This window comes from Pseudomonas siliginis, assembly GCF_024072275.1.
Lineage (GTDB): Bacteria > Pseudomonadota > Gammaproteobacteria > Pseudomonadales > Pseudomonadaceae > Aquipseudomonas > Aquipseudomonas siliginis.
In genome coordinates this window covers 2,447,168-2,465,303 of the sequence record NZ_CP099598.1, presented here as the reverse complement: position 1 = coordinate 2,465,303, position 18,136 = coordinate 2,447,168, and the positions used below count along the sequence as shown (strand labels likewise).

15 protein-coding genes are annotated in these 18,136 nt (G+C 61.1%); 8 read left to right on the top strand and 7 right to left on the bottom strand.

Features of this window, described 5'->3' with window-relative positions; translation table 11 throughout:
- Nucleotides 1-14: 14 nt before the first annotated feature.
- Nucleotides 15-908 (bottom strand): LysR family transcriptional regulator, encoded by an 894-nt coding sequence (locus NF676_RS11540; protein ID WP_150635633.1) that lies wholly within the window; start codon nucleotides 906-908, stop codon nucleotides 15-17.
- Between the two features lie 95 nt (nucleotides 909-1,003).
- On the opposite strand from NF676_RS11540, the gene NF676_RS11535 reads away from it, so the two are divergent.
- Complete coding sequence (locus tag NF676_RS11535; RefSeq protein WP_252887732.1) at nucleotides 1,004-2,170, top strand: MFS transporter; 1,167 nt, start codon at nucleotides 1,004-1,006, stop codon at nucleotides 2,168-2,170.
- A gap of 12 nt (nucleotides 2,171-2,182) precedes the next feature.
- Here the strand turns inward: NF676_RS11535 and NF676_RS11530 are convergent, their stop codons facing one another.
- Complete coding sequence (locus tag NF676_RS11530) at nucleotides 2,183-3,358, bottom strand: XylR family transcriptional regulator (RefSeq protein ID WP_016774329.1); 1,176 nt, start codon at nucleotides 3,356-3,358, stop codon at nucleotides 2,183-2,185.
- Between the two features lie 282 nt (nucleotides 3,359-3,640).
- Between NF676_RS11530 and xylA the strand changes: the two genes are divergently transcribed.
- The 4 genes from xylA to NF676_RS11510 all read left to right on the top strand — a co-directional run bounded on the left by xylA (nucleotide 3,641) and on the right by NF676_RS11510 (nucleotide 8,958).
- Complete coding sequence (gene xylA, locus NF676_RS11525) at nucleotides 3,641-4,957, top strand: xylose isomerase (RefSeq protein WP_130888049.1); 1,317 nt, start codon at nucleotides 3,641-3,643, stop codon at nucleotides 4,955-4,957.
- Nucleotides 4,958-5,105: 148 nt separating this feature from the next.
- On the top strand, nucleotides 5,106-6,107 hold the full coding sequence (xylF, locus tag NF676_RS11520) for a D-xylose ABC transporter substrate-binding protein (protein ID WP_016774327.1): 1,002 nt from the start codon (nucleotides 5,106-5,108) through the stop codon (nucleotides 6,105-6,107).
- A 157-nt stretch (nucleotides 6,108-6,264) separates the two neighbouring features.
- Complete coding sequence (gene xylG / locus NF676_RS11515) at nucleotides 6,265-7,821, top strand: D-xylose ABC transporter ATP-binding protein (protein WP_252887731.1); 1,557 nt, start codon at nucleotides 6,265-6,267, stop codon at nucleotides 7,819-7,821.
- Entirely contained in the window at nucleotides 7,822-8,958 is a 1,137-nt protein-coding gene (locus NF676_RS11510) for a sugar ABC transporter permease (RefSeq protein WP_016774325.1), read from the top strand.
- Between the two features lie 168 nt (nucleotides 8,959-9,126).
- Here NF676_RS11510 and NF676_RS11505 read toward each other — a convergent pair whose 3' ends face one another.
- Both NF676_RS11505 and NF676_RS11500 read right to left on the bottom strand, forming a co-directional pair.
- Entirely contained in the window at nucleotides 9,127-10,209 is a 1,083-nt protein-coding gene (locus tag NF676_RS11505; protein WP_252887730.1) for an alkene reductase, read from the bottom strand.
- 28 nt (nucleotides 10,210-10,237) lie between these two features.
- On the bottom strand, nucleotides 10,238-10,978 hold the full coding sequence (locus tag NF676_RS11500; protein ID WP_252887729.1) for an SDR family oxidoreductase: 741 nt from the start codon (nucleotides 10,976-10,978) through the stop codon (nucleotides 10,238-10,240).
- Between the two features lie 26 nt (nucleotides 10,979-11,004).
- Between NF676_RS11500 and NF676_RS11495 the strand changes: the two genes are divergently transcribed.
- A complete protein-coding gene (locus tag NF676_RS11495; protein WP_236708157.1) occupies nucleotides 11,005-12,042 on the top strand; it encodes a LysR family transcriptional regulator in 1,038 nt (345 codons plus the stop codon).
- A 338-nt stretch (nucleotides 12,043-12,380) separates the two neighbouring features.
- On the opposite strand, the gene dctA is transcribed toward NF676_RS11495, so the two are convergent.
- Entirely contained in the window at nucleotides 12,381-13,688 is a 1,308-nt protein-coding gene (gene dctA / locus NF676_RS11490; protein ID WP_042610193.1) for a C4-dicarboxylate transporter DctA, read from the bottom strand.
- A gap of 102 nt (nucleotides 13,689-13,790) precedes the next feature.
- Nucleotides 13,791-14,960 carry a mandelate racemase/muconate lactonizing enzyme family protein gene (locus tag NF676_RS11485; protein WP_252883610.1) on the bottom strand — a complete coding sequence of 390 codons (1,170 nt, stop codon included), beginning with the start codon at nucleotides 14,958-14,960 and terminating at the stop codon, nucleotides 13,791-13,793.
- A 98-nt stretch (nucleotides 14,961-15,058) separates the two neighbouring features.
- On the opposite strand from NF676_RS11485, the gene NF676_RS11480 reads away from it, so the two are divergent.
- Nucleotides 15,059-15,934, top strand: coding sequence for a LysR family transcriptional regulator (locus tag NF676_RS11480; protein WP_252887728.1), 876 nt, complete (start codon nucleotides 15,059-15,061; stop codon nucleotides 15,932-15,934).
- 182 nt (nucleotides 15,935-16,116) lie between these two features.
- Here NF676_RS11480 and NF676_RS11475 read toward each other — a convergent pair whose 3' ends face one another.
- The gene (locus NF676_RS11475; RefSeq protein WP_252887727.1) at nucleotides 16,117-17,085 is read right to left on the bottom strand and encodes an oxidoreductase; all 969 of its coding nucleotides are present in this window, start codon (nucleotides 17,083-17,085) and stop codon (nucleotides 16,117-16,119) included.
- 88 nt (nucleotides 17,086-17,173) lie between these two features.
- Here NF676_RS11475 and NF676_RS11470 point away from each other — a divergent pair, with 88 nt between their 5' ends.
- On the top strand, nucleotides 17,174-18,094 hold the full coding sequence (locus NF676_RS11470; protein WP_252887726.1) for an AraC family transcriptional regulator: 921 nt from the start codon (nucleotides 17,174-17,176) through the stop codon (nucleotides 18,092-18,094).
- The last annotated feature ends 42 nt before the right edge of the window (nucleotides 18,095-18,136 follow it).

Here is an 18,136-nt window from a genome sequence, read left to right as displayed (position 1 = left end):
TCCGCACAGCACGTCTACATCCGATGCTGCTCCAGCAAAAAATCCACAAACAAGCGCACCCGCACCGGCATCGCCGCGCCGCCCACGAACACCGCATGAATCGGTTCCTCATCGCCCGGGTTAAACGCTTGCAGCAGCGGGATCAGCGCGCCGCGCTGCAAGTCTTCCCTGACGGTGAACTCGCCAATCCGCGCAATTCCGGCGCCGAGTCTGGCGAACTGGGCCAGTGCTTCGCCGCTGCTACATTCGATGTTGCCGCTGACTTTCAGCGAGAACTCCTTGCCGTCGCGGATAAACGGCCAGTTGGCTTCGGCGCGGCGGAAGTTGAAGCGCAGGCAGTTGTGCTTGAGCAGGTCTTCGGGTTGCTGAGGCGTGCCATGACGTTCCAGATAGTCGGGCGATGCCACGACCACCTGGCCGGTGTGGCCGAGCCGGCGGGCGGTCAACGGGCTGTCGGGCAGATGGCCGAAGCGGATGGCGACGTCCGCCTGGCCGGCGAGGATGTCAACGACTTCGTCGCCAAGGCTGAGGTCGACCACGATGTTCGGGTAACGGGCGGTGAAGGCTGCGACCAGCGGCACAATGGTCAGCCGTCCATGGCCAAGGGCGGCACTGACGCGCAAGCGGCCCTTGGGTACGCCTTGATCGGTGATGGCCCCTTCCACTTCATCCATGTCGGCGAGAATCCGCCGGGCACCGCGCAGAAAGGCTTCGCCCTCGGCGGTAAACGTCAGCGCGCGGGTGGTGCGCAGCAACAGACGAGTGCCGAGTCGCTGTTCGGCGCGGGCGATGATCCGACTGACCGCCGAAGGCGTCAGCCCCAGCGCACGCGCAGCAGCTGAGAGGCTGCCCTCCTGCGCCACGGTGACGAACACGCTCATTTCCCCTGACCTGCCGTTGAAGTCCATTCGTGCCTCTTGCGCAAAGGTGATTGCCAAAATCGCCATCTACCGCCTGGAAACCATGGATCGTAGCATTGGCGGCATAGATGAGGAGACTTTCCATGCGTATCAATCCACCACTTGTTGCACTCGCTGTCGGCGCCTTTGGCATCGGCGTCACCGAGTTCGCGCCGATGGGCATGTTGCCCGGCATCGCCGCCGATCTCGGCGTTTCCATTCCCGCTGCGGGGTTGCTGGTCAGTGCCTACGCTTTGGGCGTGCTGCTCGGAGCGCCGCTGATGACCCTGACCACTGGCAAGATCCCCCGGCGCTATCTGCTGATCGGGCTGATGGCGATTTTCACCCTGGGTAACCTGATGTCGGCGCTTGCCACCGATTACTCCAGCCTGATGGTCGCCCGGGTGATCACCTCGCTCAATCACGGCGCATTCTTCGGAGTTGGCTCTGTGGTCGCCGCCAGCGTGGTCGCGCCGGAAAAACGTGCCGGCGCAGTCGCGGCGATGTTCATGGGCCTGACCCTGGCGACCATTGGCGGTGTGCCGCTGGCAGCGTGGTTTGGTGAGCTGTTTGGCTGGCGCACGGCGTTCTGGGGCATTACCGGCCTCGGTGTGCTGACCATGATCGCCTTGTGGTTCGCCCTGCCCAATCTGAAAGCAGAGCAAGGCGCGGGTGCGCTGGCAGAAATACGGGTATTGGGCAGAGGTCCGGTGTTGGCCGCGCTGGCCCTGACCGTGGTCGGCTCAAGTGCGATGTTCACCGTATTCACCTACATCGCGCCGATCCTCAGCAGCGAGACCCACGCCTCCGCCGCGTTCATCACCGCCATGCTGGTGTTGTTCGGAATCGGTTTGACGCTGGGCAACATGTGGGGTGGCAAGGCTGCCGACCGTTCGATTGACCGCACCCTGATCGTGTCACTGAGCGCATTGATTGTGGTGTTGCTGGCGCTCACGGTGCTGATGCGCTGGCCGCTGCCGGCCGCCGTGGCCATTCTGATCTGGGGTATCGCCAGTTTCGCCCTGGTGCCACCGCTGCAAATGCGCGTGATGGAAGCGGCCAAGGACGCGCCGAATCTGGCTTCGGCGGTGAACATCGGTGCCTTCAATTTCGGCAACGCGATCGGCGCGGCGCTGGGTGGCGCGGTGATCAATGCCGGGCTGGGTTATCCGGCGATTTCCCTGGCCGGCGCGGCGATGGCCGGTCTGGGTTTGCTGATGGTACTGACGTTTGCCTGGCGTTCCAGAGCCAATGCCGCTGCGCTGGCGTAAGTCTTCGCAGCGCTACGCCCCGCCCTGCTGATACTCGCGGGGCGTGCAGCCGAACTCGCGACGGAACACCGTGTGCAGATATTGCGCAGACTTGAAGCCGCAGGCCTGGGCAATATCGGCAATCGCCGCATCGGTGTTCTTCAAACCGCTGGTAGCCGCCGCCAGTTTGAAACGCAGAATCTCGTCATGCACGCTGCAACCGCGCTCGGCGCGGAAATGCGCTTCCAGCGATGAGCGCGACACGCCGACATACGCCGCCACTTGCGCGGTCTTGATGCCCTGGCAGGCATATTGGCGGATGAACAGCAGCGCTTGCATGACGTACGGATTGCCCAGCGGTTGGTGCAGGCTCGACACCTGCACATTGACCGCATCAGGCGGAATCAGGATTTGCGTGCCAGTGGACGGCATGCCGTGGAGCATCTGGTGCAGCAATTGCGCAGCGGTGCGGCCCATGGTTTCGGTGCCCTGAATCACCGAACTCAGGGGCACGCGGGTCAGGCTGCGGGTCAGCGGGTCGTTGTCGATGCCGATCAGCGCGACCTGCTCGGGCACGGCAATGCCGGCGGTCAGGCAGGCTTGCAGCAACTGCCGGGCGCGGGCGTCGCTGACGGCGATGATGCCGATCGGTTTGGGCAGGCTGTGCAGCCAGGCGATCAGTTGCTCGACGGCACTGTCCCACAACGGTGCGCTGGTGCCCATGCCGCGATAGATCTCGGCGTGCAGGCCGTCGCGCTGCATCAGTTTGCGAAAAGCTTTTTCCCGCTCCTGCGCCCAGCGATTGGCCTGCGCTTCCGGCAGGCTGAAACAGGCAAAGCGCTGCAACCCCGCCTCGACCAGATGCGAATAAGCCAGAGTGATCAGTGCGTTGTTATCAGTGGCAACGTAGGGGATCGCTTTCGGATAGGCGCGCGCATCCTCGTAAGAACCGCCGACCGCCACCACCGGCAAATGAATGTCGGCCAGCGCCTCGCCGATCAGCGGATCGTCGAAGTCAGCAATGATGCCGTCACCCTGCCAACGCTCGATGCCCTTCAACCGGCAAAGAAAGTCCTCTTCCAGAAACAGGTCCCAGGAAGCGCGGGTGCTGCTCAGGTAGTTGCCAATGCCGCTGATGATTCCACGGTCGTAGATCTTGCTGCCGTTGAACAACAGGGCGATGCGGTGCACGGGCGGTAGGCTTTTCATTCAGTATCCGGATTTTGCGTCAAGCCATTCGCGAGCAGGCTCGCTCCCACACGGTTTTGTGAACGACACGAATCAAATGTGGGAGCGAGCCTGCTCGCGAAAGCGGCCTCAAATTGTTTTGTTCCGGGCGCCATGTCACGGCGACGATGGACACAGACTAGGCCTGCGCGCGCTGAAGCTCAATACGCAAAATCGCACTCACGGTTGAGGCTTTTCATAATCAGCGGGCACGGGGGCGTTGCTAGTATCGAGACACCGCCAAGAACAACAAGGACAAGGTCCATGCAGTATTTCCCCAATATCGAGCCGGTTCGCTACGAAGGCCCGAACAGTGATTCGCCCCTCGCTTTCCGCCACTACGACGCCGACAAACTGATCCTCGGCAAACCCATGCGCGAACACCTGCGCATGGCCGCCTGCTACTGGCACACCTTTGTCTGGCCGGGCTCCGATGTGTTCGGTGCCGGCACCTTCAAACGCCCCTGGCAACGCAGTGGCGAACCGATGGAACTGGCCATCGGCAAGGCTCAAGCCGCATTCGAGTTCTTCAGCAAACTGGGCATCGATTACTACTGCTTTCACGACACGGACGTCGCCCCCGAAGGCAATTCGCTGAAGGAGTACCGCGAACACTTCGCACAAATGGTCGATCGCCTCGAACAACATCAGGAACAAAGCGGCATCAAGCTGCTCTGGGGCACCGCCAACTGCTTCAGCAATCCACGTTTTGCCGCCGGTGCCGCGAGTAATCCCGATCCGGAAGTGTTCGCCTGCGCCGCCGCGCAAGTGTTCAGCGCGATGAACGCAACCCATCGCCTCAAGGGCTCCAACTACGTGCTGTGGGGCGGTCGCGAAGGCTACGAAACCCTGCTCAATACCGACCTGAAACGTGAGCGCGAACAACTCGGGCGCTTCATGCGCATGGTGGTCGAGCACAAGCACAAGATCGGTTTCACCGGCGACCTGCTGATCGAACCCAAGCCGCAGGAGCCGACCAAGCACCAATACGATTATGACAGCGCCACGGTGTTCGGCTTTCTCCAGCAGTACGGCCTGGAAAAGGAAATCAAGGTCAACATCGAGGCCAACCACGCGACCCTGGCCGGCCACAGCTTTCATCACGAAATTGCCACGGCTGCCTCGCTGGGGATTTTCGGCAGCATCGACGCCAACCGTGGCGATCCGCAGAACGGCTGGGACACCGACCAATTCCCCAACAGCGTCGAAGAAATGACCCTGGCGACCTATGAAATCCTCAAGGCCGGCGGCTTCAAGAATGGCGGCTTCAATTTCGACTCCAAGGTGCGCCGGCAGAGCCTCGACGAGATCGACCTGTTCCACGGTCATGTTGGCGCCATGGACGTTCTGGCCCTGTCGCTGGAACGCGCCGCTGCGATGGTTGAGAACGATCAATTGCAAACCCTCAAGGACCAACGCTACGCCGGCTGGCGTCAGCCGTTCGGGCAAGCGGTGATGGCGGGCGACTTCAATCTTGAGTCGCTGGCCGAGCACGCGTTCAGCAACGAACTGAACCCGCAAGCCGTCAGTGGCCGTCAGGAAATGCTCGAAAACATCGTCAACCGCTATCTCTATCGCTGATCGCCGAGACCCTCTGCCGACGCAACGACGCTGTGACAATTGCACGACAATTCTGTACCTGCTGCGTCGGCAGATTCTCTACAGTTCTACCCAGCCCGATTCATCGTCAGGCCGTGTCTTTCCAACAAAAATAAAAGGACGCACCACCATGAAGAACTTGAAACGTACGCTGTTGGCCAGTGCCCTGGCGTTGTTGGCCCTGCCGGTAATGGCCGACGCCACCCACCCGAAAATCGGTTTCTCCATCGACGATTTGCGTCTGGAACGCTGGTCGCGCGATCGCGATTACTTCGTCGCGGCGGCAGAAAAAATGGACGCCAAAGTCTTCGTGCAATCGGCCGACGCCAACGAGCAGAAGCAGATTTCGCAGATCGAAAACCTCATCTCTCGCGGCGTCGATGTGATCGTCATCGTGCCGTTCAACGCGACAGTGCTGACCAACGCCGTGGCCGAGGCGAAGAAAGCCGGAATCAAAGTGGTGTCTTACGACCGGCTGATTCTCAACGCCGATGTCGACGCCTATATCTCCTTCGATAACGAAAAGGTCGGCGAGATGCAGGCCGGCGGCGTGCTGAAAGCGGCTCCCAAGGGCAATTACTTCTTGCTGGGTGGCGCGCCCACCGACAACAACGCCAAGATCCTCCGTGAAGGCCAGATGAAAGTGCTGCAACCGGCCATCGACAAGGGCGATATCAAGATCGTCGGCCAGCAGTGGGTCAAGGAATGGAACCCGACCGAAGCGCTGAGCATCGTCGAAAATGCCCTGACCCGTAACAACAACAAAATCGACGGCATCGTCGCCTCCAACGACGCCACCGCTGGCGGCGCCATCCAGGCACTGGCCGCGCAGCAGCTGGCCGGCAAGGTGCCGATTTCCGGCCAGGACGCTGACCTCGCAGCGGTCAAACGCGTAATCGCCGGCACGCAAACCATGACCGTGTACAAACCGCTGAAACTCATTGCGTCCGAAGCGGCGAAGCTCTCGGTGCAACTGGCACGCAACGAAAAACCGGCCTACACCTCGCAGTACGACAACGGCAGCAAAAAGGTCGACACCATCCTGCTCACGCCAACGCCGTTGACCAAGGACAACATCGACTTGCTCGAACAGGACGGCTTCTACACCAAGGCGCAGATTGCCGGGCAGTGATCCGGTCGTAAATCTTGATCAGACCTGTGGGAGCGAGCCTGCTCGCGAAAGCGGAGTGTCAGTCAGTAAAGCTCTGTCTGAAAAGGCCCCTTCGCGAGCAGGCTCGCTCCCACACAGGTTCAGTGGTGTTTGAGTCCCTGGTATACGAGCCTTTTCCATGTCCGACTATCTGCTGCAAATGAACGGCATCGTCAAAACCTTCGGCGGTGTCAAAGCGCTCAACGGCATCGACATCAAGGTCCGGCCCGGTGAATGCGTGGGCCTGTGCGGCGAGAATGGCGCCGGCAAGTCGACGCTGATGAAGATCCTTTCTGCGGTCTATCCCCATGGCACCTGGGACGGTGAAATCCTCTGGGACGGGCAACCGCTCCGGGCGCAATCGATCAGCGAAACCGAAGCCGCCGGCATCGTCATCATCCATCAGGAACTGACGTTGGTTCCCGACCTGTCGGTCGCCGATAACATCTTCATGGGCCATGAGCTGACGCTGCCCGGCGGGCGCATGAACTACCCGGCGATGATCCATCGTGCCGAAGCCTTGATGCGGGAATTGAAAGTGCCGGACATGAACGTGTCGCTGCCGGTTTCGCAGTATGGCGGCGGTTATCAGCAACTGGTGGAAATCGCCAAGGCCCTGAACAAACAGGCGCGCCTGCTGATTCTCGACGAACCCTCCTCAGCCCTGAGCCGCTCGGAAATCGAAGTGCTGCTGGACATCATCCGCGACCTCAAAGCCAAGGGCGTCGCCTGCGTCTACATCTCGCACAAGCTCGATGAAGTCGCCGCCGTGTGCGACACGATTTCAGTGATCCGCGACGGCAAACACATCGCCACCACCGCCATGGCCGACATGGACATTCCACAGATCATCACGCAGATGGTCGGCCGCGAAATGAGCAACCTCTACCCCAGCGAGCCGCACGAGATTGGCGAGGTGATTTTCGAGGCGCGCCACATCACTTGCTACGACGTCGACAACCCCAAGCGTAAACGGGTCGACGACATCTCCTTCAGCCTCAAGCGCGGCGAGATTCTTGGCATTGCCGGGCTGGTCGGGGCCGGCCGCACCGAACTGGTCACCGCACTGTTCGGCGCCTACCCCGGCCGCCACGAGGGCGAAGTCTGGCTGGACGGCCAGCCAATCGACACGCGCACGCCGCTGAAAGCGATCCGCGCCGGCCTGTGCCTGGTGCCCGAAGATCGCAAGCGCCAGGGCATCATTCCGGATCTCGGTGTCGGTCAGAACATCACCCTCGCCGTGCTCGAGAGCTATTCGAAAATGACCCGCATCGATGCCGAAGCCGAGCTGGGCTGCATCGACCGGGAAATCTCCCGTCTGCATCTGAAGACCGCAAGTCCATCCCTGCCGATCACCAGCCTGTCGGGCGGCAATCAGCAGAAAGCCGTGCTGGCGAAAATGCTGCTGGCCAAACCGCGCGTACTGATTCTCGACGAGCCGACCCGAGGCGTGGACGTCGGTGCCAAGTACGAGATCTACAAATTGATGGGCGCGCTGGCCGCCGAAGGCGTGTCGATCATCATGGTTTCGTCGGAACTGGCCGAAGTGCTCGGCGTCTCCGACCGCGTGCTGGTGATCGGCGAAGGCCAGTTGCGCGGCGATTTCGTCAACCATGAGCTGACCCAGGAACAGGTACTCGCCGCCGCCCTCAGCCAGCCGGGCAGCCATAACAATAATGATCGGAAAACCGCGTAAATGAATCAGGTCAAACAACTGTTCACCCGCTACAAGATGCTCGCGCTGGTATTTGCCGTGGTGCTGATCTGGCTGTTCTTCAGCTGGCAGACCGAGGGCGGCTTCCTCACCCCGCGCAACCTTTCCAACCTGCTGCGGCAGATGTCGATTACCGGAATTCTGGCCTGCGGCATGGTGCTGGTGATCATCAGCGGCGAGATCGATTTGTCGGTGGGTTCATTGCTCGGCCTGCTCGGCGGCCTCGCGGCGATACTCGACGTGGTCTATCACATTCCGCTGCTGGCGAATCTGAGTCTGGTCGCCCTGTGCGGCCTGATGATCGGCCTCGCCAACGGCTACATGGCGGCGTACTTGCGCATCCCGTCCTTTATCGTCGGCCTGGGCGGCATGTTGGCGTTTCGCGGCATTTTGCTGGGGATCACCGGCGGCACCACCATCGCCCCGGTTTCGCCGGAGCTGGTCTACGTCGGCCAGGGTTATCTGCCCCACGCGATCGGCACTGGCCTGGGTGTGCTGCTGTTTGTACTGACGGTGTTCCTGACCTGGAAACAACGACGCAATCGCGCCCTGCATGGCCTGGCGGCGCATTCGCTGGTGCGTGATGTTGTGCGCGTGCTGGTGATCGGCGCGGTGCTGGCCGGTTTCGTCCAGACCCTCAACAGCTATGACGGCATTCCCGTGCCGGTGCTGCTGTTGCTGATTCTGCTCGGCGTGTTCAGCTACGTCACCAGCCAGACTGTGTTCGGCCGCCGGGTCTATTCGGTCGGCAGCAACATGGAAGCGACGCGCCTGTCGGGCATTAATGTGCAGGCGGTCAAGCTGTGGATCTTCGGCATCATGGGCGTGATGTGCGCCCTCGCCGGCGTGGTCAACACCGCACGCCTCGCCGCCGGCTCACCCTCCGCCGGCAGCATGGGCGAACTCGACGCCATCGCCGCCTGCTTCATCGGCGGCACCTCCATGCGCGGCGGCTCCGGCACCGTCTACGGCGCCCTCCTCGGCGCACTGGTGATCACCAGCCTGGATAACGGCATGTCGATGCTCGACGTCGACAGTTACTGGCAGATGATCGTCAAGGGCAGCATTCTGGTGCTGGCGGTCTGGGTGGATGTGAGTACGCGTACGGCGCGGCGTTGAAACGTTGCAGGTGAGTTGGTAAAACGCAAATGAGGCCTGATCACAGGCCTCACTTTTTCCTATCAACGGCGTGAACCGTCTCTTGCGACTGGCTTAAGCGTGCTTTTCCGGGTTCTGGCCAGCCCGTCAGGGCATCCACTGCCACGGCGGCTGGCACCGACGCTACATTCAAACGCCATCCACCGCCGGATAATCCCCATACCCTTCCCAACCCTGGCTGAACCAAGTGCTCATTTCGCTTTCCGCCAATGGCAACTGCCGAGCGAATCTCAGCGGCAGATCCGGATTGGCTATAAACGGCCGTCCAAACGCAATCGCATCGGCGAGCCCGGCATCCAGTTGCGCTTGTGCCCTGGCGAAACCGTAGTCCGAATTGAGGATCAGCACGCCTTTGAACACGTCGCGAATCATCCCGGCCAGTGGCGGGCGTTCGGACTTGCCGAAGGTGCCGTCCAGCGGTGGTTCGCGGACTTCCAGATGAGCGATGCCAATCGCTGACAGCACTTCGGCGGCGCGGATGAACAGCGCTTCGGGATCGCTGTCGCGGATGCCCTGCTCGTAGCTGCTTGGAGTCAAGCGCACGCCAGTGCGGTCGGCGCCGATGACTTCGGCCACCGCCTCGGTCACTTCCTTGAGCAAGCGGATACGGTTGTTGATCGAGCCGCCGTACGCATCGGTGCGAAAATTGTCGCTGTCGCGCAGGAACTGGTCGAGCAGATAGCCGTTGGCGGCGTGGATCTGCACGCCATCGAAACCCGCCTCGATTGCGTTGCGAGTGGCCTGACGAAAGTCTTCCAGCAGTGCGGGAATTTCTTCCAGCGGCAACGCACGCGCCGGTGTATACGGCTGCTTGCCGGCGTACGTATGCGCCTGTCCCGGCGCGGTGGTGACCGATGCGGAAACCGGCTGGCCGCCGCCAAGGAAACTCGGGTGCACGACCCGGCCCATGTGCCAGAGCTGCGCGATGATCCGGCCGCCAGCGCCATGCACGGCATCGGTGACCTTGCGCCAGCCGGCGACCTGTTCGGCCGACCAAATGCCTGTCGCATACGGCCAGCCCAGACCTTGCTGGCTGATGCCGATCGCTTCGGAAATGATCAGGCCGGCACTGGCGCGCTGGCGGTAATACTCGACCATCATCTCGGTCGGGACGTGCTCGCGAGTGCCGCGCGCGCGGGTCATCGGTGCCATCAGGATGCGGTTGGGCAAATCGAGCGCGCCGAGGCGCACGGAATCAAATAACGATGCCATGTTCAGGCTCTCAAAAAGGTGGGCAGGATCAAACCAGGCGTGCGCCGCCGTCGATGTTGAGCACGGCGCCGTTCATGAAGGTGTTGCTCATCAGGAAAACCACTGCCGCGCCCGCTTCTGCAGCTGTGCCGAGGCGATGCAGGGGCAGCACCTGCTCAAGAGAAGCGACAAATGCATCCCGCCCCTCGCCCAGTGCCTTGCCCAGAATCGGGGTGTTGATCGGGCCGGGCGAAAGCGTGTTGACTCGCACCGGTGCCAACTCAAGGGCCAGACCGCGAGCCAGTGCTTCCATGGCTGCCGAGGCGGCGGCGAGTACGGCGGTGCCGTAGGCATTCGGGCGATCAGCGAGAGAACCGGAGATAAACGTGATCGAGCCGTCTTTTGCCAGCCTGTCGCCAAGGACCCGAATCGCATTGATCGATGCCCAGATGCGTTCGTCGAACGCGCGGTGCAGATAATCGAGATCAGCCGCGCGCGCGGTGCCAGCGACAAACGTGCCGGCGAGCAGAACGAGGTGATCGACCTGAAGGATATCGGCCAGTGCAGTATCGAGAGCCTGGCTATCGGTCACGTCGGCCGCGCGCCAGCCATCGAGCCCGTGCTCGCTGGCGGCCTGCTCGGCACGTGCAGCGTTCGAGCCGATGACGATGACCTTGGCGCCAGCGGCTTTCGCTTGCACCGCAGCGGCCAGGCCGATGCCGGAGGTGCCGCCGAAAATGACCACGGTTTTGTCGGTGAGTGTGGAAGGCAGGGTTTGGCTGATGTTCATGCTGAGTCTCCGTCTGGAACACCTGAATGGCGTTCGATGGGCAAAGACTACGTTTTGGAAGCCACATTGATAATTGGGCCAGAAGTCGCTTTACTAGTGCCATGAAGGCACAAATTGGATTGGATCGTTTAACCGGGCTCATCGCCTTTGCACGAGCGGCTTCGCTGGGCAGCTACACGGCTGCCGCTCGGGCACTGTCGGTGTCGCCCTCGGCCATCAGCAAAAGCGTGCAACGGCTCGAAGAGCATTTCGGCCTGATGCTGTTTACTCGCACCACGCGCTCGCTGGTACTCACCCCGGAGGGCCGTGATCTATACGAACGGGCGCTGCGGATTCTGCGCGAAGTCGAAGACATCGATCAGGCCGCCGTTGCTTCACGCGCTGAGCCATCGGGCGTATTGAAGGTCACCGCGCCGTTGCCGATTGGACTGAATATCCTCGCGCCGGCCCTGCCGAGATTTCGCGAGCAATATCCAAAGGTGACGATCGATCTACGACTCGGCGATCAGTATGCCGACCTCATCGAACAAGGCATCGACGTCGCGGTTCGGGTTGGCAATCTTGCGGATTCGCGACTGATTTCTCGCCCGCTGGGCCCGCATCGAATCGGTGCGTTCGCATCACCGGACTATCTGCAGCGCAAGGGTACTCCGCTTACGGCCGAGGATCTCGCCGAGCATGAGTGCGTGAATTTCCGCTATCAAAGCACCGGGCAGAGTTTGCGCTGGCCGTATCTAGCCGGTGACAGACAGTTGGAACTGGCACCCGACGCGGCCTTCACCGTTGATGCCAGCGATGCGGTCGCGGCGGTGCTGGCTGCCGGCGGCGGCATCGGTATTTCGCCGCACTACGTAGCGGCGGCTTATGTTCGTCGGGGCGAACTGGTCCCGGTGCTGCCACAGTTCACCGTCGAACGCTTCGCCATTACCGCGTTGTGGCCGGAGAGCCGTCGCGGTAGCCCGAATGTCAAAGCGTTCACGGCGTTTTTGCTTGAGTTGTTCCCTGCAACGCCGCCTTGGGATGAGGTCATCCAGACGTACGTAGAGGGTTCAGGTCCGGCCTGACGGTTCATAGCGAACGTTTTGCAATCCACTGCTTGTACTGTCCGGTGCGAAAGAACATCGCCAACTGTTGTGACAGCAATCGCGCAACCTACTGTGGAAACGGGCTTGCTCGCGAAAGCGCTCTGCCGGTCGCCATCCGTGTTGACCGTTCTGGCCCCTTCGCGAGCAAGCTCGCTCCCACAGGTTTTTTGGCATGGCTGGGGATTGGTGGCGTGCCAGCACCGACTGGTTTTCGTCAGTGCGCCAATTCTCATCGTCCCGCCCCCAGTCCATAACCTTTGAACTGACTTGAAACCTGTACGCGTCGGCAGGCCAATCAAGCGCTCACGTTGCCCGAATCACTTATGCACAAGCAGCGACTTGCGCGCTGCCTTGTCCTGCTTCATGGCGGCGATTTCCCGCTCGCACGCTTCGACATCGAACGACTTGTCCCATTTGGCAATGGCGATGGTGCCAATGCCGTTGCCGATCAGGTTGGTCACCGCTCGCGCCTCGTTGAGGAAGCGGTCGATGCCCAACAGCAACACCAGGCCCACCAGAGGTATGGAGTGAATGGTGGTGAGCGTGGCCGCGAGTGTCACGAACCCTGCTCCCGCCACCCCGGCCGAGCCCTTGGACGTGAGTAGAAATACGCCGAGCAGAATCATCTGATCCATGAAGGTCAGCGGCGTGTTGGTCGCTTGGGCGATGAAGATTGCTGCCATGGTCAGGTAGATGCAGGTGCCGTCCGCGTTGAACGTGTAGCCCGTCGGCAGGACCATGCCGACCACGGATTTCTTGCAGCCGAGCTTTTCCAGTTTGACCATCATTCGCGGCAGTACCGCTTCGGTCGAACAGGTGCCTAGGGTGATCAGGATTTCATCTTTGAAATAACGCAGAAACTGCATCAGCGGCATGCCCGACCATCGCGCCACCGCGCCCAATACAACGACGATGAAAATCAGCGTGGTGATGTACAACGCGACCAGCAACTGCCCCAGCGACAGCAACGTGCCGATGCCGTATTTGCCGATAGTGAACGCCATGCCAGCGCCCGCTCCCAACGGCGCCAGACGCATGACCATCGCGACGATTTTGAACAGACCTTGCAGGAACAGATCGATGGTGTTGATCAGCGGTTTGCTGGTTTCGCCCATTTGCACCAAGGCGACGCCCATCAGCACCGACAACAGAATCACTTGCAGCATGACGCCATTGGAGAAAGCGCCGAGGAAGGTGTGCGGAATGATATTGAGGAAGAATTCGACCAGACCGCCCTGCTCGCTCGCCGCCTGGCTGTATTTGTTGACAGCGCTGCCATCGAGGGTGCCGGCGTTGATGTTCATGCCGGCGCCGGGCTTGACCACGTTGACTACGATCAGGCCTACCACCAGTGCGATGGTGGAAAGAATCTCGAAGTAGATCAGCGCTTTCACACCGATGCGGCCGACCTCCTTGATGCTGCCCATCTTGGCGATACCGACCACTACCGTGCCGAAAATGATCGGCGCCAGGAGCATCTTGATCAGTTTGATGAAACCGTCGGCAAACGGCTGCAGCTTGGCGCCGATGTCCGGCACGAAGTATCCGATGGCAGCGCCGATGACGATGCCGATCAGCACTTGCACATAGAGCTGGCTGTACCAGCGTGATTTTGAAGTTTCCACGGAAGCACCTCATTTTATTGTTGTGGTGGGCATGTGGCTTTGGCGTCGAGGATGACGCCTGAAGGTGCGGCCTCGGAAATCGAGGCCGCAGATGAAACCGAATCAGCCCTCGCCCAGTTCGCGCATGACGGCATACAGCGCAGATTTGGCTTCGAAGCCTACCCCCGGAATATCCGGCAGCCCGACGTAGCCGTTTTCCACGCGGATGCCATCGGCAAACCCGCCGAACGGCTGGAACACGTCCGGGTACGATTCGTTGCCGCCCAGGTGCAGACCAGCGGCGATGTTCAGCGACATCTGGTGACCGCCATGTGGCACCACGCGGCGCGAAGACCAACCCAGCTCTTCCATCACTTTTAGGGTCCGCATGTACTCGACGAGACCGTAGGACAGCGCACAGTCGAATTGCAGGTAATCGCGGTCAGGGCGCATGCCGCCGTGGCGCAACAGGTTGCGGGCGTCCTGGTGAGAGAACAGGTTTTCCCCAGTGGCCATCGGCAGTTCGTAGTGATTGGCCAGCTCGGCCTGGAGCGCATAATCCAGCGGGTCGCCGACTTCTTCGTACCAGAACAGGTTGTACTTCTTGATCGCTTCGGCGTAGGCGATACCGGTCTGCAGATCGAAGCGGCCGTTGGCATCGACCGCCAGGCGCTGGCCGTCGCCCACCACTTCGAGCACCGCCTCAATGCGGCGGATATCTTCGTCCAGCGGCACCGCGCCAATCTTCATCTTGACCACGTCGTAGCCACGGTCCAGGTAGCTCTGCATTTCGGCCTTGAGCTTGGTCTGGTCCTTGCCCGGGTAGTAATAACCACCCGCCGCATACACCCAGACCTTGTCATCGGCAACGCCATTGCGATAACGATCGGCAAGCAGGCGATACAGCGGCTTGCCTTCGATCTTCGCCACCGCGTCCCACACCGCCATATCGATGGTGCCGACCGCTACCGAACGCTCGCCATGCCCGCCCGGTTTTTCGTTGGTCATCAGGGTTTTCCAGATGGCGAACGGATCGAGGTTATTGTTCTCGTGATCGATCAGGGTTTCCGGATCGGCCTCGGTGATCCGCGCCAGAAAACGATCGCGCATCAACGCGCCCTGACCGTAGCGACCGTTAGAGTTGAAACCGTAACCGATGACCGGCTTACCATCGCGAATCACGTCGGTAATGACCGCGACGACCGAGCAGGTCATCTTCGAAAAGTCGATGTAGGCATTGGCGATCGGGGAAGCAATGGAGACGGTTTTTTCACGGATATCGACGATACGCATGACGGGTTCCTCTTGTTGTGGTGGGCCAACGTTATGCGTTGCGACGACACCCGCCCAATGCTATTAATGCCGCGCCCTATGCACAGGAGGCATTGCCCTTGGAACTGGTTTGGCTTGAGGATTTTTCAGCGCTGGCCGAGTACGGCAGCTTTGTCCGGGCCGCCGAAGCGCGCCATGTGACGCAGCCGGCGTTCAGTCGCCGAGTGCGCTCGCTGGAGAACTGGATGGGTGCGGAATTGTTCGTGCGCACTCCGCAGGGTGCGACGCTGACCGAGGCCGGCAGGCAGATTTTGCCCAGCGCTCAGGAAGCGGCCAGACGCCTTTACCGCATGCGCTCCGAGGCCCAGGAAGTGGCTGGCATGGCGGCGAAAACCTTGCAGTTTGCTGCCACTCACTCGCTGTCATTCACCTTCTTCCCACGCTGGTTGCGCAGCGCCGAAAGTGGCGCGCCGATCGACGCGGTTCGCCTGCATTCCGACAGCATGGCCGTGTGCGAACAGATGCTGATTCATGGTCAGGTGCAATTTCTGTTGTGTCATCGCCACCCCGACGTTCCGCCATTACTGGCGCCTGATCAGTTCATTGGCAAGAAGGTCGGCGAGGACGTACTTGTGCCGCTGGCGAGTGCTTCAGCCCAGTTCGACACATCGCCTGAAACCCTGCCCTATCTGGCCTACACCCACGAATCCGGCCTGGGCCGAATCGTCGCCCACAGGCTACACGGCAAGGCCGATTATCTGCATTTGAAACCGCTGTTCAGCAGCCATCTGGCGGCAGTGCTGATGTCGATGGCGCTGGAAAGCAAAGGCGTCGCCTGGCTGCCGAAAAGCCTGACCGAACAGGAAATGGCCGACGGGCGCCTGGTCAGGGCGCTGGATGACAGTTGGGACATTCCACTGGAAATACACCTGACTCGCCCGACCGCACCGATCAGCCCTTCGGCGGAGGAATTCTGGGCGAAGCTGGGAGAGTAACTCTATCGAGCAGCCCCTCACCCCAGCCCTCTCCCGAGGGAGAGGGAGCCGATTTGGGTGCTGTTCAAGAACTGAGTTCGACCCGGTATTTCAGGTCGGCGAATTTCTACTAAACACCTCGGTCAGTCCCCTCTCCCTTCGGGAGAGGGTTAGGGTGAGGGGCTTTTGTCCTTTGACTCGATTTATGCCACCGTGAGCCCCGTCCATTGCTCCGAAACCGCCCAAAGTCGCTCAGCCAGCTCAGCATCCGCCGCCCATTGCGCAACGCCCTTGCGGCCCGCTTCAGGTTGATTGATCGGCGCAACATTGCAGTCTTCGCAATACACGCCACCCAAATCCGCAAGCAATGCACTGGTCGCACACCACAATCCCGTCGCGGCGCCCTGCTCCAGCGTTTTCAGACCGTTGTGGGCATCCAGCCGTGGCCGGCCCTGCTCATCCAGCGCATCGAATGCGGCAAGTTCCGCTGTGCTGAGGTGCCGTGCCAGATCCGTCAGAATCTGCCCCGGATGCAATGAGAACGCACGAACGCCATGACTGCGCCCGCGACGATCGAGCGCCATGGCGAACAAGGCATTGGCCGTTTTCGACTGACCATACGCGACCCATTTGTCATACGGCCGTTGCAGGAAATCGATGTCGGCAAAGTCCACCCCGGCAATCTGATGCCCGCGCGATGACACTGACAACACCCGCGCCTGTCCAGCTTTGACCAGCGCCGGCCAAAGGCCGCAGGTCAGGCGATAGTGGCCCAAGTGATTGGTCGCGAACTGGCTTTCATGGCCATCGGCATCGCGCAGCAACGGCGCGGCCATGACTCCGGCGCAGTTGATCAGCAATGACACTGGCTGACCCGCGCTGACCACGCTTTGGCTGAACGCCGCCACCGATTCAGCCTGCAACAGGTCCATGGGCGTCACGCGGACACCTTCAACACCCGCCAATGCCACCTCTGCCCGCTCCGTATCTCTGGCCGGCACAATGACCTGCGCTCCTGCCGCCGCGAGGCTTTTCACCGTCAGCAGACCCAGGCCGGAATAGCCGCCGGTGACCACCGCGAGCTGCCCGCGCAGATCGATGCCGGCCATGACTTCAGCCGCTGTGCTCGCGGCGTTGAACGGTGATTGCACAGGTTGTTGGAGTGTAGCCATGAGCGTTAATCCTGAGTGAGCTACCGAAGGCCTTCATTCTTGGCTAAGCTCTACGGACGAACCAGTCTGATAAATCCAGGTTTCTGTCGTGATCATCCAAAATCCTGCTGGCGATCCGCTTTCTGCCGTATTGGCACTCTCCGAGTTGCAAGCAGCCTGCTCGGTTCGCTTGCAAGCGGGAGGCGTCTGGGCGCTGCGATTTCAACCCATCGAACTGAAATTCAACGTGGTGCGACGAGGCGAATGCTGGTTGCGCATGCAGGGCTTGCCGGCGCAGTTGCTGCGGGCCGGCGACTGTTTTGTGGTGTCGCGCACGCCGTTCATTCTGGCCAGCGGCGCCGACGTCGAGGCGGTGAATGCCGTGGATGTTTTTGCCCATGACGGCGCCTCGGCGACCTTTGGCGTCGGCGAGGAAGTCGAGCTGCTGGGCGGCAGCGTGTCGCTATCGGGACCCGGCGCTACCGAACTGCTCGACGTGCTGCCGACCTCGCTGATCATTCGCGCCGAGGCCACAGGTGCCTCGTCGTTCGGTTGGCTGCTGGATGAACTGGAGCGCGAGTGGCCATCACACCAGGCCGGCTCGCAGGCGATGTGCAACGACCTGCTGCGGCTGATCTTCATCCATGCGCTGCGCCATCACATCAACAGCGCGGATGCCGAACAATTGTCCTGGCTGGGCGGACTACGGGAACCGGCAATTGCCGGCGTCTTGCGCGCCGTTCACGGTGCCCCGGAAAAACCTTGGCGCCTGACGCAAATGGCCGAGATTGCTTGCATGTCGCGATCAGGTTTCGCCGCGTTATTCAAAACTTGCATGGGTGTAGCGCCGGTCGAATATGCCACGCGCTGGCGGATGCGCGTGGCCGCGTTTCGCTTGCGCAATGGCCGGGACACTGTGGCGACCATTGCTGCTTCACTGGGCTATCTGTCCGACGCGGCGTTTGGCGCTGCCTTCCGCCGCGTGCACGGCATATCGCCGGGCCAATACCGCCGCGATCCACTCCTGTAGGCCAATGATCGAGGTTATGATCGCGACAACCGCCGAAGGACA

Bases quoted from the DNA above. Each gene is read 5' to 3' on its own strand.
- NF676_RS11475 (WP_252887727.1), bottom strand. From the start codon at position 17,085: ATGGCTACACTCCAACAACCTGTGCAATCACCGTTCAACGCCGCGAGC.
- NF676_RS11485 (WP_252883610.1), bottom strand. From the start codon at position 14,960: ATGCGTATCGTCGATATCCGTGAAAAAACCGTCTCCATTGCTTCCCCG.
- NF676_RS11495 (WP_236708157.1), top strand. From the start codon at position 11,005: ATGGCGTTCGATGGGCAAAGACTACGTTTTGGAAGCCACATTGATAAT.
- NF676_RS11510 (WP_016774325.1), top strand. From the start codon at position 7,822: ATGAATCAGGTCAAACAACTGTTCACCCGCTACAAGATGCTCGCGCTG.
- NF676_RS11535 (WP_252887732.1), top strand. From the start codon at position 1,004: ATGCGTATCAATCCACCACTTGTTGCACTCGCTGTCGGCGCCTTTGGC.
- xylG (WP_252887731.1), top strand. From the start codon at position 6,265: ATGTCCGACTATCTGCTGCAAATGAACGGCATCGTCAAAACCTTCGGC.
- NF676_RS11500 (WP_252887729.1), bottom strand. From the start codon at position 10,978: ATGAACATCAGCCAAACCCTGCCTTCCACACTCACCGACAAAACCGTG.
- NF676_RS11540 (WP_150635633.1), bottom strand. From the start codon at position 908: ATGGACTTCAACGGCAGGTCAGGGGAAATGAGCGTGTTCGTCACCGTG.
- NF676_RS11505 (WP_252887730.1), bottom strand. From the start codon at position 10,209: ATGGCATCGTTATTTGATTCCGTGCGCCTCGGCGCGCTCGATTTGCCC.
- NF676_RS11530 (WP_016774329.1), bottom strand. From the start codon at position 3,358: ATGAAAAGCCTACCGCCCGTGCACCGCATCGCCCTGTTGTTCAACGGC.
- xylF (WP_016774327.1), top strand. From the start codon at position 5,106: ATGAAGAACTTGAAACGTACGCTGTTGGCCAGTGCCCTGGCGTTGTTG.
- xylA (WP_130888049.1), top strand. From the start codon at position 3,641: ATGCAGTATTTCCCCAATATCGAGCCGGTTCGCTACGAAGGCCCGAAC.